23 protein-coding genes are annotated in these 26996 nt (G+C 63.7%); 14 read left to right on the top strand and 9 right to left on the bottom strand.

Features of this window, described 5'->3' with window-relative positions; genetic code table 11:
• Positions 1-197 precede the first annotated feature (197 nt).
• Entirely contained in the window at positions 198-392 is a 195-nt protein-coding gene (locus LB569_RS24270; RefSeq protein ID WP_224694378.1) for a hypothetical protein, read from the bottom strand.
• On the opposite strand from LB569_RS24270, the gene LB569_RS24265 reads away from it, so the two are divergent.
• Entirely contained in the window at positions 391-1371 is a 981-nt protein-coding gene (locus tag LB569_RS24265; protein WP_224541952.1) for a trypsin-like serine peptidase, read from the top strand. The genes LB569_RS24270 and LB569_RS24265 overlap by 2 nt on opposite strands.
• A gap of 150 nt (positions 1372-1521) precedes the next feature.
• Positions 1522-3348: an MORN repeat-containing protein gene (locus LB569_RS24260; RefSeq protein ID WP_224694377.1), complete on the top strand. Its 1827-nt coding sequence runs from the start codon at positions 1522-1524 to the stop codon at positions 3346-3348.
• Positions 3349-3489: 141 nt separating this feature from the next.
• On the opposite strand, the gene amrB is transcribed toward LB569_RS24260, so the two are convergent.
• From amrB to LB569_RS24235, 5 genes are all read right to left on the bottom strand, one after another.
• A complete protein-coding gene (gene amrB / locus LB569_RS24255; protein WP_224694376.1) occupies positions 3490-5193 on the bottom strand; it encodes an AmmeMemoRadiSam system protein B in 1704 nt (567 codons plus the stop codon).
• Positions 5194-5243: 50 nt separating this feature from the next.
• Complete coding sequence (locus tag LB569_RS24250) at positions 5244-8261, bottom strand: caspase family protein (RefSeq protein ID WP_224694375.1); 3018 nt, start codon at positions 8259-8261, stop codon at positions 5244-5246.
• Between the two features lie 47 nt (positions 8262-8308).
• A complete protein-coding gene (locus LB569_RS24245; protein ID WP_140704100.1) occupies positions 8309-9013 on the bottom strand; it encodes a hypothetical protein in 705 nt (234 codons plus the stop codon).
• Positions 9010-9390 (bottom strand): hypothetical protein, encoded by a 381-nt coding sequence (locus LB569_RS24240; protein ID WP_140704102.1) that lies wholly within the window; start codon positions 9388-9390, stop codon positions 9010-9012. Before LB569_RS24240 ends, LB569_RS24245 begins: the two co-directional genes overlap by 4 nt.
• 122 nt (positions 9391-9512) lie before the next feature.
• A complete protein-coding gene (locus LB569_RS24235; protein ID WP_224694374.1) occupies positions 9513-11714 on the bottom strand; it encodes a caspase family protein in 2202 nt (733 codons plus the stop codon).
• A gap of 241 nt (positions 11715-11955) precedes the next feature.
• Here LB569_RS24235 and LB569_RS24230 point away from each other — a divergent pair, with 241 nt between their 5' ends.
• A complete protein-coding gene (locus LB569_RS24230; RefSeq protein WP_140704106.1) occupies positions 11956-12360 on the top strand; it encodes a Fur family transcriptional regulator in 405 nt (134 codons plus the stop codon).
• Positions 12361-12398: 38 nt separating this feature from the next.
• Here the strand turns inward: LB569_RS24230 and polA are convergent, their stop codons facing one another.
• The gene (gene polA / locus LB569_RS24225; protein ID WP_224694373.1) at positions 12399-15356 is read right to left on the bottom strand and encodes a DNA polymerase I; all 2958 of its coding nucleotides are present in this window, start codon (positions 15354-15356) and stop codon (positions 12399-12401) included.
• A gap of 418 nt (positions 15357-15774) precedes the next feature.
• On the opposite strand from polA, the gene LB569_RS24220 reads away from it, so the two are divergent.
• The 8 genes from LB569_RS24220 to LB569_RS24185 all read left to right on the top strand — a co-directional run bounded on the left by LB569_RS24220 (position 15775) and on the right by LB569_RS24185 (position 21880).
• Positions 15775-17160 carry a M20/M25/M40 family metallo-hydrolase gene (locus LB569_RS24220; RefSeq protein WP_224694372.1) on the top strand — a complete coding sequence of 462 codons (1386 nt, stop codon included), beginning with the start codon at positions 15775-15777 and terminating at the stop codon, positions 17158-17160.
• Between the two features lie 124 nt (positions 17161-17284).
• On the top strand, positions 17285-17905 hold the full coding sequence (locus LB569_RS24215) for a ribonuclease D (protein ID WP_140704112.1): 621 nt from the start codon (positions 17285-17287) through the stop codon (positions 17903-17905).
• Positions 17906-18042: 137 nt separating this feature from the next.
• Positions 18043-18243, top strand: coding sequence for a hypothetical protein (locus LB569_RS24210; RefSeq protein WP_224541965.1), 201 nt, complete (start codon positions 18043-18045; stop codon positions 18241-18243).
• Between the two features lie 110 nt (positions 18244-18353).
• Entirely contained in the window at positions 18354-18608 is a 255-nt protein-coding gene (locus LB569_RS24205; protein ID WP_111548817.1) for a GlsB/YeaQ/YmgE family stress response membrane protein, read from the top strand.
• Positions 18609-18633: 25 nt separating this feature from the next.
• Positions 18634-18780, top strand: a complete 147-nt coding sequence (locus LB569_RS24200; protein WP_140704116.1) for a hypothetical protein — start codon at positions 18634-18636, stop codon at positions 18778-18780.
• 49 nt (positions 18781-18829) lie between these two features.
• On the top strand, positions 18830-20797 hold the full coding sequence (locus LB569_RS24195; protein ID WP_224694371.1) for an acyltransferase family protein: 1968 nt from the start codon (positions 18830-18832) through the stop codon (positions 20795-20797).
• A 31-nt stretch (positions 20798-20828) separates the two neighbouring features.
• On the top strand, positions 20829-21476 hold the full coding sequence (locus LB569_RS24190) for a hypothetical protein (RefSeq protein WP_224694370.1): 648 nt from the start codon (positions 20829-20831) through the stop codon (positions 21474-21476).
• Positions 21473-21880 (top strand): hypothetical protein, encoded by a 408-nt coding sequence (locus LB569_RS24185; protein WP_224694369.1) that lies wholly within the window; start codon positions 21473-21475, stop codon positions 21878-21880. The genes LB569_RS24190 and LB569_RS24185 overlap by 4 nt, the downstream gene beginning before the upstream one ends.
• Before the next feature lie 42 nt (positions 21881-21922).
• On the opposite strand, the gene LB569_RS24180 is transcribed toward LB569_RS24185, so the two are convergent.
• Positions 21923-22462, bottom strand: a complete 540-nt coding sequence (locus LB569_RS24180) for an inorganic diphosphatase (RefSeq protein ID WP_224694368.1) — start codon at positions 22460-22462, stop codon at positions 21923-21925.
• A 90-nt stretch (positions 22463-22552) separates the two neighbouring features.
• On the opposite strand from LB569_RS24180, the gene LB569_RS24175 reads away from it, so the two are divergent.
• From LB569_RS24175 to LB569_RS24165, 3 genes are all read left to right on the top strand, one after another.
• Complete coding sequence (locus tag LB569_RS24175) at positions 22553-22843, top strand: hypothetical protein (protein ID WP_224694367.1); 291 nt, start codon at positions 22553-22555, stop codon at positions 22841-22843.
• Positions 22844-22958: 115 nt separating this feature from the next.
• Positions 22959-25235, top strand: a complete 2277-nt coding sequence (locus LB569_RS24170) for a transglycosylase domain-containing protein (protein ID WP_224694366.1) — start codon at positions 22959-22961, stop codon at positions 25233-25235.
• 63 nt (positions 25236-25298) lie between these two features.
• Positions 25299-26051 (top strand): SDR family NAD(P)-dependent oxidoreductase, encoded by a 753-nt coding sequence (locus LB569_RS24165; protein ID WP_224541977.1) that lies wholly within the window; start codon positions 25299-25301, stop codon positions 26049-26051.
• Between the two features lie 21 nt (positions 26052-26072).
• Here the strand turns inward: LB569_RS24165 and LB569_RS24160 are convergent, their stop codons facing one another.
• Positions 26073-26993, bottom strand: a complete 921-nt coding sequence (locus tag LB569_RS24160; protein ID WP_224694365.1) for a zinc-binding dehydrogenase — start codon at positions 26991-26993, stop codon at positions 26073-26075.
• Positions 26994-26996 lie beyond the last annotated feature (3 nt).

The raw sequence follows: 26996 nt of genomic DNA, 5'->3' as shown, positions 1-26996 counted from the left end.
CGAATCCCACTTTTGCTAACCGTGCCCGCGAGTAGAACCCGCGCAAAACTCTATAGCCCCCCACGGGCTACGTGGAAGCGATTTGTCATTGCCAATGTTGGATTATTTTAGGCAGTATATCGCTGACCGGTCTTTTTGTGGGGGCTTTAGATTGACCATGGTAAACAACGACCGGGTGGGCGCGTCGCCAGGCTTGCTCATTTTTTGGCGCCACCACGATCTCGACAATATTTCTGTATTTTGATCCAGTCCTTGCTGACTTTTTGGGAGAGTCTCACCATGACAAAACTGACATACGCTATGATTGCATCCGCATTGCTTTCCACGGCGATGTGGGCGGTTCCTGCTTTCGCCGATCCTGGCTCAGCCAGTTCCGGCAACGGGGAAAGCATGCGGGACGTGACTTCGGGCGACTTCAAGCCGGGGCGGGCAAAACCGATCACGACACCGAAACTTACCGATGAAGACAGCCGCGCCGCGCCGCTCACCGACGAAGCGACGGCTGTCAAATCCTATGGCATCGTCGGACGGTCCGCCGATGGCAAGGAGATCAAGATCGAGCCGAGCGAGGCGCTGCGGGAACTGATCATCAAGCAACTGAACGCCCCGGCCGATGGGCCGGAAGGCACCCAGCGCAAGACCGAGGATCCTGATCTTGGCGAAGGCGAAGCCGGTCGCCAGGTTTTCGGCGCCGACGATCGCGTGCAGGTCAAGAACACCAAGACCTATCCGTTCTCGGCCATCGGCTATCTCGAAGCCAAATCGCCGAAAACCGGCAGCTTTGGTAGCTGCTCGGCGACGCTGATCGGTCCGCGCACGGTGCTCACCGCCGCGCATTGCCTCTATAGCCATGAGGACAAGGACTGGCTGGCGGACTATCTGTTCGTGCCAGGTCTCAACGGCAGCACCGCCGATGACGCCCCGTTCGGCGCCTTCACCTTTGAAAGCGCCTATGTGCTGCAGGGCTTCATCGACAACTACCAGGGCTATTACGGTTCGGTGATTCCATGGGATCTCGGCATCATCACGCTGAAGCAGGATGTCGGCACCAATCTCGGCTGGCTGGGCTACGCCAACTATGACGATCTCGGCGACTTCACCGCCAATCTCGTCGGCTATCCCGGCGACAAGCCGATGGGCACGATGTGGAAGGCAAGCTGCGAGGTGCATGCCGAAAACATCGCCCCGGAATATTTCCAGTATGACTGCGATACGTTCCCGGGGTCGAGCGGCAGCTCGGTCTATGCCTATGACAACAACTCCAAGCAGCGCATCATCACTGGCGTCAACGTGGCGGAGAGCCCCGACGCGAACACCGCGGTGCGCCTGAACGCCGCCAACATCCAGTGGATCAACAGCCTTTACAAGTAATACTCGTAACGGCAGTTACAGGAAGGCGGCGGATCAATCCCGCCGCCTTTTTCATGCCGACCCCTCCGTGCGGCTTCTCTTGCACGCGGACCGCGCCCCGACTACGCTTGATCGGCCCAAGGGGTTGGGCATCCAAAGGGGGCGAGGAGCATGGCGCGGGCAAGGGCAGTGCTTGGTATCGCGGCCGCATTCATGCTGGCCACGCCGACGCTTTCACCGGCTTTCGCCGATTCGGCCACCATCCCCGGCGCCTGGGCGGAACGCGTGCAGATCCTCTACCAGAGCGACACGCGCTCGGTGCTGCGCAGGGCGGTGCGGGTGTGGGATTTCCATCCGGAGAAGGGCCTCGACTTCACCTGGGAGCCGGCGGCGGGCCAGTCGCCCGACCGGACGATCGCTCAGGATGGGACGATCAACGGCAAGGGCCGATTGGTGTGGCGTGTGCGTGGTTCGGCGAGCTACGATCCCAAGACCGTCTATTCCAGCTATTTCGGTGACATCATAAACGGCCGGCCCGACGGGCAAGGCAGGCTCGAATTGCGCTCGGGCGAGTTCTTCGATGGGCACTGGCTCGAAGGAGAACTCGACGGAAAGGGCATCCATGTCGATGCCGAGGGCAATCGCTATGAAGGACAATTCGTCAAGGGTGTCCCGAACGGCGAGGGCAGGTTGCTGTCGAAGACCGGCGAAATCTTTGCCGGCTCATTTGTCGATGGCGTAAAGAACGGCAAGGGCCGCACACGGCTCGCTGGAGGTACGGTCTACGAATCCCAATGGATGATGGGCAAGGAAATCGGCGGCACGCGGCCCGACGTTCTGGCCAACGCCAAAGTGGGCGGACTGCTCAAGGCACAGGCCGGCGGCGGCGATGCCGACAAGGTCGAGATCGGCGTCATCGTTGACCAGCGCATGACCCAGCAGGCCGACATGAAATACCAGCATCTGGTGCGCGACGAGGACGTCGCGATCTATCCCGAGGACAACCTCTACAACGACGCCTGGAACGGCACCGGGCAGATCAATACGACCAATGTCCATGAACGTCTGGATTGGGAGGACACGCCGGCCTTTGCCGAGGTCGATCTGAGCACGACGGACCAGTCCAGGGTCAAGCTCGACAGGCTGGAGATGAAGGTCGCGGCCAGCGACGCCTACCGCAAGCCGATGCTCTCCATCTCCGAGCATTTCGGCTGCGTCGGCTTCCGGCCTGATTTCTCGGTCATGAACAGTGGCTGGGGCGAGGCCAGGGACATGAAGATGTCGATCCAGTTCACCACGGTGGACGAAGAGGGCAATCCGACCGGCCAGCCGAGCCGCATGTTCACGAAGGATGTCGGTGCTTTCGGCGACGGCGTCGATGTGTCGATCAAGAGCGTCCTCGACGAGGCCGGCGTCGACACGGCGAGCCTGGAAACAGGGCGTTTCCCCTGTCCGTCGGTCGATAGTCTCAATGTCTGCCGCAGCCAGCTCACCAACAAGATCAAGTTCGGCGAGGTTGGCGACTATCTCGGCATTTTCAACCAGGCGATGACGCTGAACGCGATCGGCAAGTTCGACTATTCCTGGGCGGACGATGAGGGCAATGTCTATCAGCAGAGCGAGCCGTTTCGCGCACAGATGACCATGGCCGTCTTCGAGGTTCCCGAATCGATGGCCGAATGCGGCGACGGCGGTGGCGGTAGCCCGGAAGCCATGCGCTACCAGAACATCGAGTTCCCGATCGGCAAGCATGACTACACCATTGCCATGCCGGTGCGCGGCAACAAGAACGTCAGCGCCTATACGGCGCGGTTGAAAATGTGGTCGGCGATGTCGTCGATCCACCGCTTCAGCATCGCCGCGCATTTCGCCGACGGCAGTGTGCGCGAGAGCAAGCCGGTGAGCTTCTTCTATTTCCGGCCTAAGCAGTCGCTGTTCGAAACCAAGACCGAGCCGACGGCGTGCTATCTGCCCCGCCAGATGATCGGCTGCGGCTAGAGGGTGTGTCGATATTCAGGTGAGGCCGGCCTGCAAGCGGCGTTTTCTTGCGCTTCCGGTGCTCACGTACTTTAGTACGCTCCGCTCCGGTTCTCAGAACCCACCGTTTTCGACGCGGCCTGACCTGAATCTCGACACACCCTACGGTGCTTCCCATCGAAATGAATTCCAGGCTGGGGGCGGCCATTTGCGGCCCATTTCGAAATAGTTGGGTAGCGGGATGAGCCTGGTGAAGATCGTGCCCTGGGCGAAGACGCGCAGTTCCAGCATCGAGCCCGACGAGCGTTGCGCGCTCTGGTCGAACAGGAAATTGCCGAGCGAATAGACCTCCGCCACATCGCCGCCGGCAAGCGGCACGATCGCCTCGCTCGACACATGCGGATGACCACCGACGATGGCCGTGACGCCGCGCAAACGCATCTCGTCGGCTAGCCTGGCTTCGCGTGCCGAGGGTTCGGTCTTGTACTCACGGCCCCAGTGGACGAAGGCGACCACCGGCCGCACGGCATTCTCGTGCAGCAACCGGTCGAGCAAGGCAGGGGTGAGCAAGTCGGTGTTATCAGACCCGTTGGTGTCGATGTCGGTCAGGCCGACAAGGTCGAGATCGGCAAGCGCCAGCGTCTCGCCCTGGCCGAAATGCGGAATGCCCGCCTCGTCCAGCGCGCGCAGCGTCTCGGCATAGCCCGACGGTCCCAGATCATAGGCGTGGTTGTTGGCGAGGCCGACCCCGGCGACATGCAGCCGCTTCAGCATCTCGACAGCCAGGCCCTGCGGCATTGCCAGCGTCATGTCGTCGATCGCTTCCGGCACGTTGGGCAGGATGACGCCTTCAAGATTGACGATGAGCGGCTGTGAACGGGTCAAGGACAGGATGCTGTCGACGATCCGGTCGGCGATGCCGTCGCGCAGCAAAATCCTCTTCATGGCGCGGCCGAAATTCACGTCGCCGGCGATATAATAGATCTTGTCCTTCGGCCGTGCCGGGCTGTTGAAACCGGGGCCGAAGGTACCGAACAGCGCCACCACATAGCTGGTGGTGCGCTCGACATAGTCGGACGTATGTTCCTGCGAATTCTCGCTGGCGACGACCAGCGGCTGGGCGCCGAACAGTTGGCGCTGCAGCCTGGTCTGGATATAGAGCGCGCCAACGGAGTCCGCGTGATCGGGCTGGCGAAGCGCCGCGATGCCGTCGAGAGAGCCGGCGGCCAGCATGTTGATCGACTGCTGGTCGAAACGGCGTGCCTCGTGCTGCGGCAGATAGTGCGAGAAGTCGGTGGATTCGACGATCAGTGTGTCCTGGTCGACGATGGCCTTGAGCGCCTCGGCAAGCCTGTCCCAGTCGCCGCGCTTCGCCTTCACCGACATCGCCACCGGAACGATCTTCGCCTCGGGGAAATAGTGATGCAGGAAGGGCAGCATGGCGCGCACGCCATGTTCCTTGTCGAACAGGCAGGATTCTTCGACCATGTCGCCGTTCTTCTCCAGGAGGCGCACGGCGTCGGTGTCGGCCATGACCGGGCCAAGCACGGTGTCGAAGCCGCGCATGGAGGTGGCATAGAGCTTGTGCGTCTTGTGGAAATGGTCCGGCGACAGGATGACGATGCGCTTGTAGCGGAAGCCCGAGGCTGCGTGGAACCCCAGCGCCACCAGATCGGCGGCCAGGAGATGATGCGGCACGGTGATGCCGGTCAGCCGCTGGTTTGAGGGCTCGACACTGGCGACATTGGCGATGGCATCCTTGAACAGAGTGGCGTCGTCGTAGAATGGCGGGAAGTTTTCCATGCCGGGCGGGCAGGTGACGGGTGCGGCAAGGGTTGGGAGGGGGAGGAAGAACAGGATTGCCATAGCCGGCCAGATTCGCGCGAGAGGGGTGTCTGGGCGCCGACTTTTGATGCTCATGGCTCGGCCAACACGATGTTCTCCACGCCGCCGACATAATAAAACGGCTTCTGCTTCGAAGCGGTCAGCCGTACCACCTCGCGCGAGATGAAATCGGCGAGGCCGAACAGTGTCACGCCGCCATCGGAAGTCCTCGCCTTGCCGCGCAGGCCCTCGAGGATCGAGTAGGTGAAGACGCCGTGGCCGAGCTCGGGCAATTCGGCGGCGGTGTTGTTGGCGGCGGTGGCCGAGAAAACCACGATGCGCGCGTCCTGCGCGTCCTTTTCCAGGCGCGGATTGAAGGCGTTGGCGGCGTGGCAGGTGTCGAGCAGCATGAAGCGCATGCCCTTGGCCCGCTCGACCGATTTCTGGATGTCGGACCAATCGACCAGCGAGGAGCGCTTCCAGCGCTCCGCATCCTGTTTGCGGCCGTCGGTCGGGATGAAATAGTAGTCCTCGTCGATGTTGATGCCATGGCCGGCGACGAAGACGAGGGTGGTGTCATGTTCGCCCGGCCTGTCGAGGAAGTCGGCGAGCTGGTCGTCGATTGTGTGCGAGTCCGGCTCCATGATCTTGTCGGCACTGGCAACCTTGTAGGTCTGCTGTGCCTTGTCGGGGTTTTCGTCGAGCGCTTCGCGATTGACCAGCACCAGCGTCTCCATCGACGAGAACAAGGGCGCCGATTTCTGCGCGACCACCTTGAGGAATTCGGTGGCGTCGTCGACGGGGTAGCGCAGGTCGCAGGCCCGACCGGAGCAGGCATCGGTCAGGAACGGGTATTTGTCGACGCCGATGACCGCGACATAGAGCTTGCCCTTGGCCTCGGCCTTCTCGGTCTTCCTCGCCAGCGCGGTCACGCTGCGCTCGGTCAGATAGCCATATTCGTTGGTGCCGGTGACGCGGATGGTGTTCTGGCCATTCTCGACCGGCACCTCGACAATGGTTCTGTCGCCATCGGCCGAGCGGGTGGCGATGTCGCCGACGTTGCGGCTGTTCGACAGGATAGAGAAGCCGGCGACATCAGCGCCGGCCTCCCTGGCGCCCGTGATCTCGACGGCGACGTAGCCGTCGCGAACCTTGCTCTGGTCGTCGGCGACGCGGATGCCGAATTCCGGCGGCTTGCGCTGGAGAAGCTTCCGCAGCTCATTGTCGACACCCGGCCGCATCTCCTGGACAGCCTGCCTGGCGCTGCGCAGGATGATGGCGCGGCGCACCATTTCCGGGCTCCAAAGATATTTTTTCAGCTGGCCGGCGCGGACGAAGCGGCCTTCATGGTCGCGGCCCTGGTTGACGTGCCAGCCGATCAGCTTGTCGCCCTCGTCGGAGGAATAATAATAGCCCTGCGGCATCCAGGCGATCCATTGCGACCCGGTAAAGAACATCGACACGATCAGTTCGTGCGTCTTCAGGTTCCAGAGCCGGAGCGTCTGGTCGGCGCTGCCGGTGACCAGCAGGCCGGCCTTTTGCGAGGCGACCATGGCGTTGACCTCGCCGGTATGACCGGTGAATTCACCCGATACCCTGGCGGTGGCGGATTTGTATTCCAGCAGCGTGCCGTCATTGCCGCCAGTGATCAGGCCCAGCCCGTTGTCGATCAGGGTGTAGGCGGAATGGGCAAAGCCGTTGGTGGCGTCGTTCTCGATCGTGCGCACGACCTTGCAGTCATGGACGATCTCCAGAACCGCGTTTTCCAGCGCATCCTTTCCGCCGGCCGTGGCGTGCAGCGACCATTGTCCGTCACTCAGCATGGCGCGGGCAAAGGAGTTCGGCTCCGTCAGCGGCTGCGGGCCATCGAAGAACCGCTCGGCGGTGGGCAGGTCCAGTCTTCGATCCAGCGCCCCCAATTGTTCCGGGCAGGCAATGCGCTCGGGGCAGGGGTTGGCATCGCCCCAGGCGATGACGCCGTTGGCCGCATCGATGCCGACCGCGGTCACCGGTTCGCCCGATCCCTGCAGCAAGGCCTTGCGTTCGCCCGTCGCCGGATCCCAGATCTGGATGGCGTTGCGGGTACCGCCGGCGGTCGCCACCAGCGAGCCGTCGGCAATGGCGGTGCTGGCATAGACGGTGCCATCGTGACCGGCATAGTCGAGCACCTTGTCGCCGGTGCCGGTGTTCCAGACGATGGAGCGATGCTTGTCGGCACAACGATAGCCGCAGGAGGCGACCAGGCGTGATCCCTTGGCGAAGCTCAGCGAGCCGATGAGGAAATCCTGCTTCGGCATGGTGCGCACCAGCTTGCCGTCAGCCGCATTCCTCAGCTGGACCTGTCCGTCCCCGCTGCCGGTGGCAAACAGGCGGCCATCCTGCGAAACCGCGAGCGCCATGACGCCGACGTCGCGCAGCGGATCGGCGTCGGCGGGCAAGGCGATCTCCTCGCCCTTCGTCATATCCCAGAGCCGGATCCCATTGTCAGTCGTCGTCGCCGCCAGCCGGGTTCCCGCCGCGGCGAAAGCCAGTTTGTCGATGTGCCAGGAATCGGCGTCGAGCTTCTTGTCCAGCGTCCACCCGGCCGCGGATTTGTCGTCGAGCTTCCAGAGATAGACGACGCCGTCGGCGCCGCCGGCAGCCAGGGTCTTGCCGTCGGGAGAGAAGGCAAGGTCATAGGTCGCGTAATCGGCGGCCTTGAGCACGGCTCTCATCCTGCCGGTGGCGACGTCGAACAGCCTGATGTCGCCATAGGGCGGCTTGTCGCCGAGTCCGGCGCCGAAATAGCCGCCGGCGGCGATCGTCTTGCCGTCAGGCGAAACCGCGACGGCGAAAATTTTGCCGTCATTGCCGTTGCCGAGGTAGCCACGGAGGGTGCGCAGGCTGACGCCGCTTTGCCAATCCCAGACGCGGATGGTCTTGTCGTCCGAGGCCGAGACGAGTTCCTCGCCATCGGGCGTGAAGGCGAGATCGCTGATCCGGGCGCTGTGGCCGCCGGTGTCGAGATCGAGGTGGAAATCCGGGGCGTCCTCGGCATGGGCGACCGACGCCGAGACCAGGGCTCCGGCCATGGCGAGCCAGCGGCAGGCGCGCATGAGGCGGAAGCTCACCCCGGCCCTTGTCATCCCGGCCCTTGTCATCCACGGCCTTGTCATCGTTATTTGGTTTCAGCCGACGGTTGCCCGCTGCGCACATAGGCTTCGATCGCGGTGGCGAAAGTGGGTGAGCCCGCCTTGCGCTGCCTGTCGATATAGCCAGCAAAATAACTCCAGAAGGAGACGGCATAGTCGCGGAAATAGGCGTCGGTCACCTTGCGCGAACACAGGTCGCCATCGACGCAGAAGGAAAGCCGGTTGAGGAAATAGACGATGCGGTCGAAATTCTCATTGAAGTCGGCCAGCGGCATGTCGCCGCCCGAAGCGCTCATCGCCTCGATGCCGATGCGCTGCCTGAAGACCTGCTCCTCGGTCGAGGAAGGGTTGGCGCTGAGCAGATTGTCATATTTGGCATTGAGGGCCGCGAGACGGTCTTTCAGCGCCCGCTGCGCCTGCTGATAGTCCTTGGTCTCCCATAGCTCGACGAGCGACATGGTCTGCTCGACGCGCTTCTGTTCCTGATTGGCCAGGAACTGATAGACCGAGAATCCCAGGGTAAAGATGATGGCGAAGCGGACCAGCATGCCCGACCAGGCATAGACGAGCATGCGCCAGTCCCGGTCGGTGAAGGGGTTGCTTTCCTTCTTGATCTCATGGGCGCTGGGCCAGGGGAAACCTTCCGTGGTTTCCGGCAAGGCCTGCTTCGCCGCCGTTTTTGCCGGCACGGCAACCGCTGTCTGCTTGGGCGCCCCCGCCGGTTTCTTCATTTGCAGCTGTCCAGTTCGATGGTGGCGGAGGGATCAAGCACGACGCCCGGCGTCTCGAGCTGCTTCTTCAGGCAGGCCAGCTGCGGGCGCGAAACGATGAACTGCATGTCCGGCTCCGCCGGTGCCTTGTTCGGCGACGGCAAGGCCTCGACGATGCCGCGCGAGGCGCAGCCTGATAGGTCGACCACGATCGCGTCGCTGCTGGCCTTGGCGAACTGGTCGTACTGGTCGAGAAAGCAGCTCGCCAGTTCCGAATTGATGACCACCTGCTTGGCACAGAGGCCGCAGGCGTCCTGCGCCGACGCACTCGCGATCAGCAGCATGCCGCCGGCAAGACCGGCAACCGTCGCGCGCCAGGAAAATACGGACTTTTTCACAATCGATCCCACCCGCTTCATGCGGCCGTCATGCCCCAAGGGCCGCAGCCTGCAATGTTCTCATATCGCGCCGATCGCGCAAGGGCCGGCGCGGCAGGGCCGAGCGGCGCTGGCGCCAGAGTTCAGGCGCGCGGCACTGTCTCTATCGGGAAGATCATTACCGCGCCCTTCGGACCGCTCTTGTCGGCAAGCCGCATCACCGATCGGGTCGACGGCGCCATGCCGATATCGGCGAGCATGTCGGAGAAGCCGGCGGGGCCTATCCCGCGTGTCGCCGAGGCGACGCCATCCTGCTCCAGGAAGCTCAGGTCCTCCTTCTCGCTCTCCGGCGGTGCCTCGGTCAGCACCGCGATCATCCGTTCCATGCCGAAACTGACGTCGGAGAATTTCAGCAACCCCTGCTCGAGCGTTGCTTGCGGCGCCAGCCGCTCGGCTATGATGTGGGTGATCGAATAGTCGCTGCCGACATAGAGCACATTGATGTCGACCAGCTGGTCCGAACTGTTCTTGGCCAGCACATGCACCTGGTCGTCCGGTGAGACGCGTGGCACCACTGAAGCCTGCAAGGGTTCGAGGCCCTCCTTGTCGCGACGCTTGACCTGGAATTGCACGTCGACGTCCTCGGGCTTGTAGTCGGAGGCCGCGGCCAGCCTGGAAAGCCCGGTGGCCCGGAAGATGGTGCGCAAATTCCTGGTCGTCGCATCGACGAGTTTCTGGCGGTCGTCGGCGTGGATGATGATCAGCGGCGGCTTGCTGCCATCCTTGAAGGTCACTTCGCCCGAGGCCGGCAGGAACCATAGAGCCGGCTTGTCGGTGGCGTTCTTGTCGGCGCCGGCAATGGCGTTCTCGCGCATCACCGCGAAGCGAAGCTCGGCGCTCTTGCCCGGATCGACCAGTTCGATGTTGAAGCCGGTCTCCTTGGCCGCGGCCAGTTCGTCGAGAACCGAATTGACGAGTGCTGTTTCCGCCTCCAATCCCTTGGTCGCGGCCGGCCGCGCGACGGCGAGCCTGTAGTCGACGGCGATCTCCGCCACCCGGGCATAGGCGTGGGCGGGGATATCGGCGACTTTCAGCGCCGGCTTCTTGTCGAATTCGACCGTCTTGACGCGGCTCTCCAGGTTCTTCGCCGATTGCACTTCGAGATAGCCGACCGCGTCGGACAGCGACGACAGCGCCGACGGCAGGATGGCGAGCTTGCTGCCGGGAGTTAGGCGATGCAGCAGACCGGCGCCTATCGTCGCCTCGCCGTCCTTGACGACGATGGGCCACTGCATGATCGCATCGGTCTTGTCGGTGCCGAACACGCGCGCGTCGAGTTCGCCTTCGAACAACGGCGTCGGCCGGGTGCGGCTGTCGGCAGAATATTGCTGCAGCACGGCCTGGCCGAGCTGCCGGTAGGTGATGTCGGGGTTTTCGGCGAGCTTCGACAGGATGGTGAAGGTGAACAGGCCAAAGCGTGGCGCATCGGGCGTGCCCTTGGGCAGCGGCATCTCCGGCGTCGTCTCGACCGTCTGCGCGGCATAGAAGGCGACCAGCTTGCCCTTGGTGATCGGCTCGCCGCCGGTCGGCGTCAGGTTGAAGGCAGGCTTGCGCTGACCGTTCTCGTCGAGGCCGCGCGATGCGCTCGCGACCGTGTCCTCATAGGTCTTGATGGCCGCCGCCCTGGCGTCCTCGTCGCCGCCGACCAGATCAGCGAACTCGACCTTGCGTTCGAACTCGTCTTCGACATCGACCGCGCGGGTTGCCGTGCCGGAATGGCAGCAGTCGAACACGACCCAGACGAAGGCGCCCTTGTTCCTGATGGCGTCGAGCGCGTCGCCGATCTCATTGTCGACGAGCGCGTTCGGCACACCGGCGTCCCTGTTGATCCACTTCTCGATGTCGACCGGCAGGAAAATCTCATCGAGGCCGTCGGTCTCGTCGCCCTTGACCCTCTCAGGCTGCTGGGCGCCGTGGCCGGACAGATGCAGGTAGACGAAGTCGTCGCGCTGAACCTTGGCCGCCAGGTCCGCCAGCCCGGCCTTGATCGCCGCATGGGTCGGCAGGTCCTTGGCGCCGGGCACGTCCTTGGCCAGCAGCGTGACGTTCTCCGGCGCGAAGCGCACCGGATCAGGCACGTTCTTCAAGAGATATTCGTGCACCAGGCCGGCATCGTTCTTCGGCCCGATCAGCCAGTTTCGCTGCGGCAAAGCAGGATATTCGGTGCAGGCGACCAGCAGCGCATGGTAGGTGCGCGAAGCGGCCCGCGCGCGGAACGACACCGCACCGGCGGCCATCAGCGCGGACGTGCCGACAAGCAGCGTCCGCCGTGTCAATTTGATCATGTTGCTTCCCCAAGCCCGAACCAATTTCCCAAGCGTGGCAAACTTCGCCGAAGATTTTGTCAGTATTTTGAATGCCGCTCCGCTATCAATCCCGCCACTGCCGTTACATCGGCACGTCGTCGATTGGTCCGGCTACAACAGAAGAGTAGCAAAGACCGCGGTTCGCCGCTATCTGATTGGGATCAGGCGGTTTGCACGTGCAGACAACCGCGCGTGACGCAGGACGAGTTGGAACAGGACCATGGCGGCAAGGGATGTGCTGACGAAAAACCAGTTGTGCGTGCTCGAGAAGCTCGAGACCGCCAGCGGGCCGCTCAGCGCCTACACACTGCTCGACCAGCTTCGCGAGCGCGGTTTTCGTGCGCCATTGCAAGTCTATCGCGCTCTCGACACGCTGGTAAAATCCGGCTTCGTGCACCGGCTGGAAAGCATCAATTCCTTCGTCGCCTGCGCCGAGCCGCATGACCACAGCCATGCGATGACCGCGTTCGCGATTTGCGACACATGCGGGCAGGTGACCGAAATGTCCGACCACGACGTCGACCACCGGCTGAACGAATGGGTCAGTTCCACCGGCTTCGCCGCCAAGAAGGCGGTGATCGAGTTTCGGGGGACCTGTGCGAAGTGCCGGGCCGAGGCGGCCTAGACCTTTTGCTTCGCCCGTGGACGAACGAAGGTTAGGCGCTAGTGCGCCTCGTCCCAGTTGTTGGCGGCGCGCGCGTCGACATGGAGCGGGACCGACATCGAGACCGCCGGCATCGCCGCGTTTTCCATGACGTGGCGCACGACCGGGATTGTCGCCTCGACTTCGGCCTCGACCGTTTCGAAGATCAGCTCGTCATGCACCTGCAGAAGCATGCGGGCGGACAGCCTGGCCTTGTCCAAGGCTTCCTCCATGCGGATCATGGCGCGGCGGATGATGTCGGCGGCGGTGCCTTGCAGGCGGGCGTTGATCGAGGCGCGCTCGTTGAAGGCGCGTAGCGACGGGTTCGACGACCTGATGTCGGGATAGTGGATGCGGCGGCCGAAGATCGTTTCGACAAAGCCGTGCTCGCGCGCATAGGCCTTGGTCTCCTCGATATAGTCGCGGATGCCCGGGAAACGCTCGAAATATTTCTTGATATAGGCGCTCGCCTCTTCGCGCGGGATCGACAGCTGGTTGGCGAGGCCGAAAGCCGAGATGCCGTAGATGATGCCGAAATTGATCGCCTTGGCGCGGCGGCGCACCTCCGAAGGCATGCCCTCGACCGGGACACCGAACATCTCGGACGCCGTGATGGCATGGATGTCGGCTCCATCGGCAAAGGCCTGCCGCAATTGCGGAATTTCGGCGACATGGGCGAGCACGCGCAGTTCGATCTGGCTGTAGTCGGCCGAGACCAGCCGATGGCTCTTGTCGGTGATGAAGGCGGTCCTGATCTTGCGGCCTTCAGCCGTGCGCACCGGAATGTTCTGCAGGTTCGGGTCGGACGACGACAGCCGGCCTGTCGTCGTCGCGGCCAGCGCGTAGGATGTGTGGACGCGCTTGGTGTCGGGATTGACGAAGCCGGGCAGCGCATCGGTGTAGGTCGATTTCAACTTGGTGAGCTGGCGCCAGTCGACGATCTTGCGCGGCAATTCATGGCCTTCGGCGGCAAGGTCTTCGAGCAGCTGCGCCGAGGTCGACCACTGGCCGGTCTTGGTCTTCGAGCCGCCGGGCAGGCCCATGCGGCCGAACAATATGTCGCCGAGCTGCTTAGGCGAGCCGATGTTGATGCGCTCGCCGATGAGCTGGTAGATTTCCTCCTCGAGCCGGGCCGCACCTTGCGCCAGTTCGCCCGACAGCCGCGACAGGATCTGCCGGTCGACCGAAATGCCGCGCTGTTCCATGCGCGCCAGCACCGGCACCAGCGGCCGTTCCAGGCGTTCGTAGACCGATACCAGCCCCTTGGCGGCAAGCCTGGGCTTCAGCACCAGCCAGAGCCGCAACGTGACGTCGGCATCCTCGGCGGCGTGCGCGGTCGCCCTGTCGATGTCGACCTGGTCGAAGCCGACCGAATTTTTGCCGGAGCCGGTTACATCCTTGAGCTGGAGGGGCGCATGACCAAGCCATTTGTCGGCAAGGGCATCCATGCCGTGACCGTGCGGCGTGCCGGCGTCGAGCACGTAGGAGATCAGCATGGTGTCGTCGAATGGCGCGACATCGACGCCGTAGCGGCTCATGATGACGAGATCGTATTTCAGGTTCTGCGCGACCTTGAGGACCGATCCGTCCTCAAGCAGCGGCTTCAGCACCGCCAGCGCCTCGCGAAGCGGAATCTGGTTTTCGAGCGCGCCGCCGCCGAGCAGGTCACCATTGCCGCTCTTGTGGGCAAAGGGAATGTAGCCGGCGCGTCCAGGGGCCGTGGCCATTGCCATGCCGATCAGTTCGGCCTGCATCGGATCGGCTGACGTCGCCCTGACGTCGAAGGCGACGATGCCGGCCTCCCGCGCCTCGGCCACCCAGGCTTTGAGCGTCGCGATATCGCGGATGCAGTGGTAGGCCGACGTATCGATCTTGGCGGTGGCCGCGCCCTCCAGCCGCAATGCGGCCAGGAGGGAAGGGGTGTCACCTTGTTTCGGCGTCTCCGTCGCCTCGGTTTCAGCAGTCTGGCCAAGCCCGGAGCCCGCGCCGTTGCGGGCAACGGGTGGTGCTCCCGCGCCAACATCGGGGCCATGTGCATTGTCGGCGCGTTCGACGGTGACCGCCGCGGCCTGGACGACGCCGGCCTCCGTGCCGGTCGCTTCCGCGACGCGGCGGGTCAGCGAGGTGAATTCCATGGTCTTGAGGAAGCCGATCAGCTTCGGCCCGTCGGGGGCATGCAGCACGAAATCGTCCAGCCCCTCGGCCACCGACACGTCGTTCTTCAGCGTCACCAACTGGCGCGAGATGCGCGCCTTGTCGGCGTTGGCGATGATCGATTCACGCCTTTTCTCCTGCTTGATCTCGCCGGCGCGGGCGAGCAATCCGTCCAGATCGCCGAACTGCTCGAGCAGTTGCGCCGCGGTCTTTGGGCCAATTCCGGGCACGCCAGGCACATTGTCGACGGAATCGCCGGTCAGCGCCTGCAGGTCGATCATCTTTTCCGGCGGCACGCCCCATTTCTCGATGACTTCGGGAATGCCGATCTGACGGTCCTTCATCGGGTCGTACATGCCGACCGTGTCGCCAACCAACTGCATCAGATCCTTGTCGGAGGAGATGATGGTGGTGTCGCCGCCGGCCTCGCAGGCCAGGCGGCAATAGGTGGCGATGAGATCGTCGGCCTCGAAGCCCTCCATCTCGACGCAAGGCAGGTTGAATGCCCTGGTTGCCTGTCGGATCAGGCCGAACTGAGGGATCAGATCCTCGGGTGGCGCCGAACGGTTGGCCTTGTATTCGGGATAGAGATCGTTGCGGAAGGTTTTCGAGGAATAGTCGAAGACGACGGCGAAATGCGTCGGCACGATCCCCACATCGGTGTTGCGGGCATCCTGCATCAGCTTCCACAGCATGTTGCAGAAGCCCGAAACGGCACCGACCGGCAGGCCGTCCGACTTGCGGGTCAGAGGCGGCAATGCGTGGTAGGCACGGAAGATGTAGCCGGAGCCGTCAATGAGGAAGAGATGATCGCCTTTTTTCATGCCGGCAGGGATAGCGCGGCACGATGGCTTGGTCCATGCCAAAGACATCGCGCGATATAGGTTCCGTCAACACCCTGACAGATCGGGTTCCGCAGGCCTGCTCACGGTCACGTTACAAAAGTGTAACGTTGACGCCCTTGAATCGCCACGTTCAGAGACCCAAATACACGTCATCGGCAGTTTTCGCCGAGTCCGGAGCAAGGCCCGTCCCCCGCCTATCCCGGACAACTGCGGCAGCCTATCCCCCCTCTCCGGGCTGCCGCATCGTTTCGAGTAAAACGCCGCCGTGGTCCCCCCTCCACCACGGCGGCATTTTTTTGCCCGATGGCGCCATGCGGGCCGTGGTCCAATCGTCCCGGGCTTTTCGTTTCGCCGCTCTGCCTTTACGGTTCCGGCACTGAATCGAAAGGCTCGCCAAATGTCCGCAATCTCCCCCGTCCTCGACCGTCTCGACCAAAATCTCGACCAGAGCCTGGAGCGGCTCTTCGGACTGCTCAAGATCAAGTCGATCTCCACCGATCCGGCCTATGCCGCCGACTGCCGCAAGGCGGCGGAATGGCTGGTGGCGGAACTCAGGCTGATCGGCTTCGAGGCCAGCGTGCGCGACACGCCAGGCCACCCGATGGTGGTTGCGCATCATGATGGGCCGGCGGGCGCGCCGCATGTGCTCTTCTACGGCCACTACGACGTTCAGCCGGTCGACCCGATCGAACTGTGGGAAAACGACCCCTTCGCACCCGCGCTCAAGGACGTCGCACCCGGTCACAAGGTGATCACCGGGCGCGGCTCGGCCGACGACAAGGGCCAGCTGATGACCTTCGTCGAAGCCTGCCGCGCGTGGAAACAGGTGCATGGCAGTCTGCCATGCCGCATCACCATCCTGTTCGAAGGCGAGGAAGAATCCGGCTCGCCTTCGCTGAAGCCGTTCCTCGAGGCCAATGCCGAGGAGCTCAAGGCCGATTTCGCGCTGGTCTGCGATACCAGCATGTGGGACCGCGACACGCCGTCGATCTGCGTCGGGCTGCGCGGTCTGGTCGGCGAGGAGATCACGGTGAAGGCAGCCGACCGCGACCTGCATTCGGGTCTCTATGGCGGCGCTGCCGCCAATCCGATCCGCATCCTAGCCAAGGTGCTGGCCGACATCCACGACAAGGACGGCCATATCACCATCCCGGGCTTCTATGACGGCGTCGAGGAGACGCCCTCGCAGGTGCTGCAATCATGGGAGACGCTGGGCGAGACGGCCGAGACCTTCCTCGGACCTGTCGGCCTGTCGATCCCTTCGGGCGAAAAGGGCCGTTCGGTGCTGGAACTGACCTGGGCGCGGCCGACCGCTGAGTTCAACGGCATCATCGGCGGTTATACAGGCAAGGGCTTCAAGACCGTCATCGCGGCGGAGGCGTCGGCCAAGGTTTCGTTCCGCCTCGTCCACAGGCAGGATCCGAAGAAGATCCGCGCGGCCTTCCGCAAATTCGTCGAGGAGCGCATTCCGGCCGATTGTTCGGTCGAATTCCACGCCCATGGCGGCTCGCCGGCAATCCAGCTGTCCTACGACTCGCCCTTCCTGGCCAAGGCCAAGACCGCACTTTCCGACGAATGGCCAAAGCCCGCTGTGACGACCGGCAGCGGCGGCTCCATTCCAGTGGTGGGCGACTTCCAGACCTATCTCGGCATGGAATCCCTGTTGGTCGGCTTTGGCCTCGACGACGACCGCATCCACTCGCCCAACGAAAAATACGAACTCAGCTCCTTCCACAAGGGCCAGCGCTCCTGGGCGCGCATTCTGGATGCGCTGACGCGCTGAAACGGCGGGAAATAACGTTTCCTGTTGATTTTTCATCGGATCGCGGCGAGGACGGGCCACGAGACAAAAATGTCGGGTATCCCTTGCGTGGCAAGGGATACCCGAGGCTCGACCGGAGAAGACAATGGCCGACATCCGTTTCCATAAGAACGATCTGCCCGACCTCTCGCTTTACAATGTCGGGGCGGTGGCCATCGACACGGAAACGCTGGGCCTCAACCCGCATCGCGACCGGCTCTGCGTCGTACAGATCTCGCCTGGCGACGGCAGCGCCGATGTCATCCAGATCGCGCCGGGCCAGAAAAAGGCGCCGAACCTCGTCAGTCTGTTGAGAAACCGCGCCATCACCAAGCTGTTCCACTACGGACGCTTCGATATCGCGGTGCTCTACAATGCGTTTGGGGTCATGGCCGAGCCGGTGTTCTGCACCAAGATCGCTTCGCGGCTGACGCGCACCTACACCGACCGGCACGGGCTGAAGGACATATGTTTCGAGCTTCTCGGTGTCGGCCTGTCCAAGGCGCAGCAATCGTCCGATTGGGCGGCCGAAACCTTGTCGCCCGAACAGCTCGAATACGCCGCCTCCGATGTGCTCTATCTGCATCGGTTGCGCGATGCGCTGGCCGGGCGGCTGGCGCGCGAGGGACGCACCAAGGAGGCGGACGCCTGTTTCCGCTTCCTGCCGACGCGGTCCAAGCTTGACCTGATGGGCTGGGCCGAAGAGGATATCTTCGCCCACAGCTGACGTCCTGGCGACGACCTGCGTCTCGCCGCCGGTTTGGAACCAGGTGCCAGCCGTCGCGTTTGTCGGCTCGAACGACTTGGTTTGCGCAGTTCCGGACGAAAACCGCTACACACTGGAATTGCTCTGAGGGGGATGACATGGCGGACAGAAAGCCGATATCGACGGCGCCGACCGACGGTTCCAAGGTCAGCGTTACCTGGAAGGACAGTGACGGCGTCCTCAACGAATCCATCGCGCAATACCGCGACGACGGCTGGTGGGTCTACACCGACAGCGACACGCAGAAGAAGGTGCAGCCGACCAGCTGGCGGCCTGCTTCCGGTGAAGACGACGAATAGGTGTGCCGCTGGCGGCGCAGCCTGCTTTCGAATAGCTTGAAATCGTTGATATCGAGGCCGATTCGGAGCTTTCCGCTCCGTTGTCGCCCTCTTGCTCGGAGGAAATCGCCATGGGCGCCGAAAGCCTTCTCGTCTTCATCATCATTGGTGCCATTGCCGGCTGGCTTGCTGGTCTCATCGTTTCCGGCTTCGGCTTCGGCCTGATCGGCAACATCATTGTCGGCATCGTCGGCGCGTTCATCGCCGGCTGGCTGTTCCCTCGGATCGGCTTTTCCATAGGCGGCGGCGTTCTCGCCTCCATCATCCATGCAACGATTGGCGCCATCATCCTTCTGGTACTGGTCAAAGTGCTGAAGCGAGCGTGAGGCTCGGTACGACAAAGGACGCGCCATGAAGCAGAACACGCTCTATCTCATCATTGGCGCGCTCGTCGTCGCGGTCATCGCACTCGGCGTCTATGTCTATCGCGAGCAGACCAGGCCGAAGGGCGTCGAACTCAAGATCGACGACAAGGGTATTTCGATCCAGCAGAATTGAGGCTGCGACCGATTGGCATGTCGTTTGATTCTCCGGATGGCGGGCAGCCTTGATCGACAAGCGCGAGGAGCATGGTTGGCGGCCCGAAATCCAGGGGCTGCGCGGGGTTGCCGTCGCCCTGGTGGTGGTTTTCCACCTCTGGCCGGCGGCGCTTCCCGGCGGCTATGTCGGGGTGGACGTGTTCTTCGTCATCTCGGGCTTTCTCATCACCGGTCTGCTCGCCCGCATGGCGACCGCCGGTGGCCACGCCTGGCTCCTTGCATTCTATTCGCGACGGGTGCGGCGCCTTTTGCCGGCGGCTATCCTGGCCCTTCTCGTCACGCTTGCCGGGACGCTGTTGTTTCTGTCCAAGGCGCGATGGGAGGAAACGGCGATCCAGGTCGCGGCCAGTGCGCTGCATGTGCAGAACTGGTGGCTTGCCTTGCAGGCGGTCGACTATCTCGGCGCGGCGGAAGCGCCAAGCCCGGTGCAGCACTACTGGTCGCTGTCGATCGAAGAGCAGTTCTATGTCGTCTGGCCATTGCTGATGGCGGCCGCCATCTGGCTGGCGCGGCGTTTCGGATATCCCCCGAAGGGTGCATTGATCGTGGCGCTGGCGCTTGTTTTCGCTGGGTCACTGGCCGCTTCGGTGGTCGTCACCCAGGCTGATCCGGCCTGGGCTTATTTCGTCACCCACACACGCCTTTGGGAACTGGCGCTTGGCGGGCTGCTGGCGCTGGCTGGGGAGCGGGTTTCGCCAGCCGCGCGGTTGCGCCTTGCCATGATGGCGGCGGGCATCGGCGCCATAGTGGCTTCGGCGCTGCTGTTTTCCGACGCAACGCCTTTTCCGGGCCTCCACGCCTTGCCGCCGACACTGGGCGCCGTGCTGGTCATAGCCGCCGGTAGCATCCGGCTTGGCCGGTTCCGTGGCCTCGACGTCGCGATCCTGCGCGCCATAGGCGACCGCTCCTACTCCATCTATCTCTGGCACTGGCCGCTGATCGTCTTCTATACGGCGCATCGCCCGGCTGTCGGATTGCTTGCGGGCCTTGCACTGATGGCGCTGACGCTGGGCGTCTCGGAGCTGTCATACCGCTTTGTCGAACAGCGCTACCGCCGGCCGTTGGCCGGCGCGGAATGGCGCCCGCTGGCCTATGGTTCGATGGCGATTGCCGTCTGCGTGGCGGCATCCGGCGGGCTCGGCTACGCGCTCGACCGTCAAGGCGTCGATGTCAGCCTGATTGGAACCGCCCGATATCCGGGACCCGCCGCGCTGCTTGCCAATGCCGCCGTTCCGGCCGGCGTGGAGCTGCTTCCGCCGCTTGGCAAGCTGAAGCGGGACATGCCGATCGTCTACGTCCTGAAATGCCACCAGGGGCAGGACAGCACCGTGCCGGCGAGTTGCATCCTTGGCGACCCCCGGGGAACCAGGACCGTTGTCGTCACCGGGGATTCTCACGCGGCGCAATGGATTCCAGCCATCGACAGGATCGCCAGGGAGCGTGGATGGAAACTGGTCACCTTCACCAAGGCGGCCTGCCCCTTCACCCGTGCCCCGGTGACCGATAATGGCAAGCCCTATCCAGCCTGCGCGCAATGGCGCGACAACGTTCTGGCCGAGATAAGCAAGCTGCGACCGGCGCTGATGTTCACCAGCCAGTCCAACTATGACAACGTCCCACAGGATGTGATGGTCGAAGGGCTGCGCAGCGTCTGGGGCGAACTCGGCAAGGAAGGTGTGCGGACCATCGCCATACGCAACACCCCTTTCATAAGATTTGACCCGGGCGACTGCCTGGCCGCCAATCCGGACAAATGTGCCACCCCGCGAAAAGACGGCGAGCGTATCAATATCCTCGCGCTGGCCGCGGCGTCGCTGGACCATGTAAGAGTGGTCGACATGAACGACGCGCTGTGTGGCAAGGAAACGTGCGCCGCGGTCGTCGGCAACATCATCGTCTGGCGTGACTATCACCACATGACGGCGACTTACGCGCTGGCGCTGGCGCCGTATCTGGCGAAGGCGGCGGGCCTCTGACACCCTATCGAAACGAGGCAGGAATTCGCCGATGGAACGGGCCTGCGAGACCGATCCTCCAACGCTCGATCCCGGCGGGAAGCGCATGACCATACCTCCCGTCGCGTTCAGGGCCAGCCAAGCCGTTCGGGCAGCGCTTTCGGCGCTCGGACGCACCGAGGATTTGCGCTTTTCGCCCGACAACCGGCTGCTGGCGATCGCGGGCTTCGCGCGCAAGCGCTGCCTGCTCCTGCGCATCGATATCGAGATGCGCCCCGATGGTCCCGGCATCACCATCCATGATTTCGTGGAACTGAGGTCGGACGGCATAGGCGAGGTCCATGGCCTCGACTTCATCGATGACCGGACCCTGGTGGTCGCCAATCGCGATGGACAGCTTGCGATCTTTGCCCTGCCCGTTGAAAGCATGGCGGGCCAGCATCGGGAAATCACCGCGCTGCGGCGGATCGACGGCAAGCCTTTCTGCAAACTCAGGACACCCGGATCGGTGGTTGCCCGGCGCGAGTCCGGCGGCCGCGTCAGCCTGCTGGTGTGCAACAATTATACGCATCTGGTGACCCGGCACGTGGCCATCCGCTGGCTGGGCTACCGGACGGTCAGGACCAGCCATTGCTCGGCAACGGCCTCGACATACCCGACGGCATCGCAATCAGCCATGACGGCCAATGGATTGCCGTGAGCAGCCATGGCACCAGGGACGTGAAGCTTTACCGGACGTCCCCATCGCTTGGGCCGAAGACCGAGCCGGTCGGCACCCTGCAAGACGCCGGCTTTCCACATGGCCTGCGCTTCACCGGGGATGACCGGCATATCATCGTGGCCGATGCCGGCAGTCCGGCGGTGCACGTCTATGAACGCGGCGACAGCTGGACCGGGCGTCGCGGCCCGGCGCGGTCAGTCGGCGTGCTCGACGAGGAGACCTTCCAGCGCGGCAGGGCCAGTGTCGAGGAAGGCGGGCCGAAGGGCCTCGACATCGACCGCTCGAACAGTGTCATTGCGGTCACATGCGAGGAGCAGGCGCTGGCCTTCTATCCGCTGGCGTCGGTCTTGGGGTCGGGGATCGGGCCGGGCTTGGCCCCTTGAGCATCCGACCGAATGCAACAAGGCGCCAGAAAGCGACCATGCCTACTTCCGCGGCCTGGCGGCAAAGGCCTTCATGCCCTTTTTGATCGCCCTGTGCGCTTCATCGGCATCCTGCCAGCCTTTGAATTTGATGGTTTTGCCCGTTCCAAGCACCGACGACAAAAAGAACTGTTCGATCTCGCGCCTGAGATGCTCGGGCACTTGGTCCGCCGCCACGGGCTCGTCCACCGCATCCTCCCTGTGAGGGCAGAAAACGTAGCGGTCGTTGCGGAGCGGCTTACCGCCCTGATCCGTCTGCTCAACCCGCAGCGCGCCCAGTAAGTCGCATTTGATGACGACGCCCGAACCCGTGGCGGCCTGATGGATGACAAGTCCGTCCAGTGGATCGCCATCCTCCCCCAACGTGGAGGGGATAAACCCCCAATCGTAGGGATAGATCATCCCGACGGGCAAAGGGCGGACATAGCCGAATACCTGCGTAGCCGGCTCATAGGCGACCTTGGCCGCGGCGCCACGCGGTGTTTCGATGACGACCCTGACAAGACCCTTCGTCGTCGTTGGCAACTTGAGATAGTCGGGCATGAGGTTGCTCTGTCGCATTCCGGGTTGGTCCGGGATGGAACTCCAAGGCGTAATGAATGTTCCGAAGGGCAGGCCGAGGAGATTTCAGGTATGACAAAAGCCTCTTTGCACTTGCTCAAGGGCGTGGGTTATCTGATTTCAACCTTGAGTGTTGTGTTGCTGGCCATCGTCAGCTGGTCGAGCGCTTCCAAAAGCCCGCTGCTGACCATTTGTCTACTTTTCGGCGCCGCGGCGTCGATCGTCGGCATGTTCTGCCGATGGCTGACCTATGAGATCGAAAACCGTCAAGAAGGCAAACGAGGCGTTCATGGCGGCCATGAGGTCCGGCGGACTTGGCGTCGCGTAAGCCGGCTGTCATCCGGTCGCGGCCCACAGGATTAACAAATTCCTAACGAAATTCAACGGGTTGGCCGAAGGCCTGCTTAACCCGCCCTTAAATCGCCGCATCTACTCTTCAACCCGAGCGCCATTGGCACCGGGGATATCAGCGCAGCGCATGGCGAACCGCAGAGACAGTCGCATCGAACCCAGCTTCGAGGGACCGCCACGGGCGAAATCCCAGACGGGTCTGTCGGTGAGCGAGGAGGACCGCGTCGTGCCGAGCAATCGCAAAGCCTCCGCCAAACGCAAATCATCGAAGGCGAAATCGTCACGGGGCAGGCGCGGCGGAAGCGGGCGTGGCCTGTTCGGCGTGCTCGGCCGGCTGGTCTACTGGTGCTTCGTGCTCGCCATTTGGGGCGGCATCGCGGTGGCGGGTGTCGTCATCTACTACGGCGCCAAGATGCCGGCGGCCACGACCTGGTCGATCCCTGACCGCGCCCCCAACATCAAGATCGTCTCGGCCGATGGGCAGCTGCTCGCCAATCGCGGCATGAGCGGTGGCGAGGCCGTCGGGCTGCACGAGATGTCGCCCTATATTCCCGAGGCAGTGATCGCCATCGAGGACCGCCGTTTCTATTCGCATTTCGGCGTCGATCCGATCGGCCTGTCGCGCGCCATGGTGACCAACGTGCTCGGCGGGCATTTCTCGCAGGGCGGTTCGACGCTGACGCAGCAATTGGCGAAAAACCTGTTCCTGAAGCCAGACCGTACGCTGGAGCGCAAGGTGCAGGAGGTGCTTTTGGCGCTGTGGCTGGAGCACAAGCACAGCAAGGACCAGATCCTCGAAATGTACCTCAATCGGGTGTATTTCGGCTCCGGCGCCTATGGCGTCGAGGCGGCCTCGCGGCGCTATTTCGGCAAGAGCGCGCGCGACGTCACCCTGTCGGAAGCCGCGTTGCTGGCCGGCCTGTTGAAGGCGCCCTCGCGGCTGTCGCCGGCGCGCGATCCCAAGGCCGCCGAGGAGCGCTCGCAGCTGGTGCTCGCCGCCATGCGCGAGGAGGGCAAGATCAGCGAGAAGGAGCTGAAGACGGCGCTGAGCGCACCGGCGACGCGCTCGCCATCCTACTGGACCGGCTCGGAAAACTATGTCGCTGACACCATCATGGAAGAACTGCCCGACCTGATCGGCGACGTGCGCGGCGATATCGTCATCGATTCTACAGTCGACCTCAACCTGCAGAAGCTCGCCGAACAGTCGATCCGCCGGCTGATCGATGAAAGCGGCAAGAAGCTCAACGTCACCCAGGGCGCGCTGGTGTCGATCGACGATTCCGGCGCGGTGCGCGCCATGGTCGGCGGCTACGACTATTCGACCAGCCAGTTCGACCGCGCCTCCGAGGCGCGCCGCCAGCCCGGCTCGGCGTTCAAGCCGTTCGTCTACATGGCCGCGCTCGAGGCCGGCCGTACGCCCGACAGCGTGCGCAACGACGCGCCGATCAAGATCGGCAACTGGACGCCCGACAATTACGGCGGCAAGTATTTCGGCAAGGTCACCTTGGCGACCGCGCTGGCCAAGTCGCTGAACTCGGTGGCTGCGCAGTTGACCATGGAAGTCGGGCCGAACGCGGTGGTGGAAGCCGCGCATCGCATGGGCATCCAGTCCGATCTGCAGGCCAACACCTCGATCGCGCTCGGCACCTCGGAGGTGACGCCGCTGGAGCTGACCTCGGCCTATGTGCCCTTTGCCAATGGCGGCTACAAGCCCGACATCCATTTCATCCGCCGCGTGACGACGTCGGACGGCAAGGTGCTCTATGACAGCGCCGGCGGCAGCGCACCGCGCGTGATCAAGCCCGAAATCGTCGGCATGATGAATTCGATGATGACCGGCACGGTCGAGGTCGGCACGGCCAAGAAGGCGGCTTTCGCCTGGCCGTCGGCGGGCAAGACCGGCACCAGCCAGAATTCGCGCGACGCCTGGTTCGTCGGCTATACCGCCAATCTCACCACCGGCGTGTGGTTCGGCAATGATGATGGCACGGCGATGAAGAAGGTCACCGGCGGCGCGCTGCCGGCGCAGGCCTGGCATGAGTTCATGGTCGCCGCGCATGAGGGCGTGCCGGTTCGGCCGCTGCCCGGCACCTGGAAGTCGACGCCGCCCGACACGGTCGTGCCCGACGACATTCCCTCGGCCGACAACAACCAGCCGGCACCTGTCCCGTCGGCGCCCGTCGGCCAGCAGGCGCCGGCCGCGCAGGCGACAGCACCGGCGACGCCTGCGCCGGTCCGCGCGGCGCGGCCTGCCCAGACCGTCGATGCCGATGGCGACTTCAACATGCCAAGCGATTCCGGCACGACTGCTTCCGTCGGCCATCCGGTGCCGCCCGGCAGCGTTGGTGGTCCGTTGAAGAAGAAGCGGACCTCGATCCTCGACATTCTCGGTGGCGGCTGAGCGTCAATCCGCCTCTCGCCAGCGCCACGGTGTTCGGCTACACCTCCGGCCGGAGACCGCGACATGGCTGAACTCGACACCCGAAAAACCATCGTGCTGACCGGCGCCAGCCGCGGCATCGGCCACGCCACGGTCAAGCGCTTTTCGCGCGAGGGCTGGCGCGTCATTACGTGCTCGCGCCAGGCCTTTGCCGAGGATTGCCCGTGGCCGGCCGGCCCCGAAGACCACATCAAGGTCGATCTCGCCGATCAGGAAGATGTCGGCATCGCGGTGTCTGAGATTCGTCACCGGCTGGAGGCGCATGGGGGCCAGCTCAATGCGCTGGTCAACAATGCCGGCATTTCGCCCAAGCTCAAGGACGGCAACAGCCGGATGAACTCGATCGACACGCCGATGCATGTCTGGCGCGACGTGTTCCAGGTCAATTTCTTCGCGCCTATCATGCTGGCACGCGGCCTGTTCAAGGAGTTGGCTTCGGCCAAGGGCTCGATCGTCAACGTCACCTCGATCGCCGGCACCCGCGTGCATCCCTTCGCCGGCACCGCCTATGCGACGTCGAAGGCCGCACTCGGCTCGCTGACGCGCGAAATGGCGCATGATTTCGGCCCGCACGGCATCCGCGTCAACGCCATTGCGCCCGGCGAGATCGACACCGCGATCCTGTCGCCGGGCACGGAAAAAATCGTCGAGACGATTCCACTGAGACGATTGGGCACCACGGCGGAGGTCGCCGACATCATCTTCTTCCTGTGCTCGGCCCAGTCGTCCTATGTGTCCGGCTCGGAAATCCACATCAATGGCGGCCAGCACGTGTGAGCCGGTCGAGCCAAGGCCCGCTCATCCGGTGAGGGTGAGGACGGCCTTGCCGCTGAAGCTTCGCTGGCGCAGTGCGTCCAGGGCTTGGCCGATGTCCGTCCACGGCACGGTCATCGCCACGCGGGTTTCCAACCTACCAGCGGCGACCAGCGCGAGCAGCGCGGCGATATCCGCGCCGATGGCCGAGCCTGACGTGTAGTAGGCGAATGTCTGCAGCCTCGCCCCCTCGTGACCCGGAACGAACTGACGGAACCCGACCGGCGTGAGTTCGCCGCTGCTCGACCCGAAGATGACGATTGTCCCGCCAGGGGCGACGCGTTCGATCGCGTCGGCGAGGCTTTTGCCGCCAACCGACTCGGTGATCAGGGAAAACGGCGCTTCCGCCTGCTCGATCGCTTCGACAATCCGCTCGGCTCCCAGTCCACGCAGGTCCTCATGGTGCCGGGCGGCGGCGATGGCGGTCACCGAAGCACCCTGCTCGCGGGCGATCTGGATCTGGAAGCGGCCGACGGCACCACTTGCCCCGGTGATCAGGACCTTTAGGCCGGCCAGATCGCCGCCATGGCGCAAAGTCCTGAGCGCCGTCGTGCCCGCCACCGGGACCGTGGCTGCCGAGACGAAACCGACCTCCTCCGGCAGGCCGGCGAGGCGGTCGGTCGGAACGGCGACGCGTTCAGCCCAGCCGGCCTGGTCGACCAGAGCCGCGACGCGCGTGCCCGCTGCCGGCCCGGAGCCATCGGCGGCTGCGCGTTCGACAATTCCAACGATATCCTGGCCGGGTATCCAACCGTTGGGGCGGATGGTGAGCAGGCGCAGTTCGCCGCGGTTCAGCGAGGTCGCGTGAACCGAGACGAGCGCTTCGTCCGCGAGGGGCCGAGGCTCTTCCACCTCGGCTAGCCTCAATCGCGTGGCACTGTCGGAAGATATGACTAAGGCGAGCATGGG

The sequence above is a fragment of the Mesorhizobium sp. BH1-1-4 genome (assembly GCF_020165665.1).
Taxonomy (GTDB): Bacteria; Pseudomonadota; Alphaproteobacteria; order Rhizobiales; family Rhizobiaceae; genus Mesorhizobium.
The sequence above is the reverse complement of the archived record's forward strand: the minus strand, read 5'-3'. Positions and strand labels throughout refer to the sequence as shown.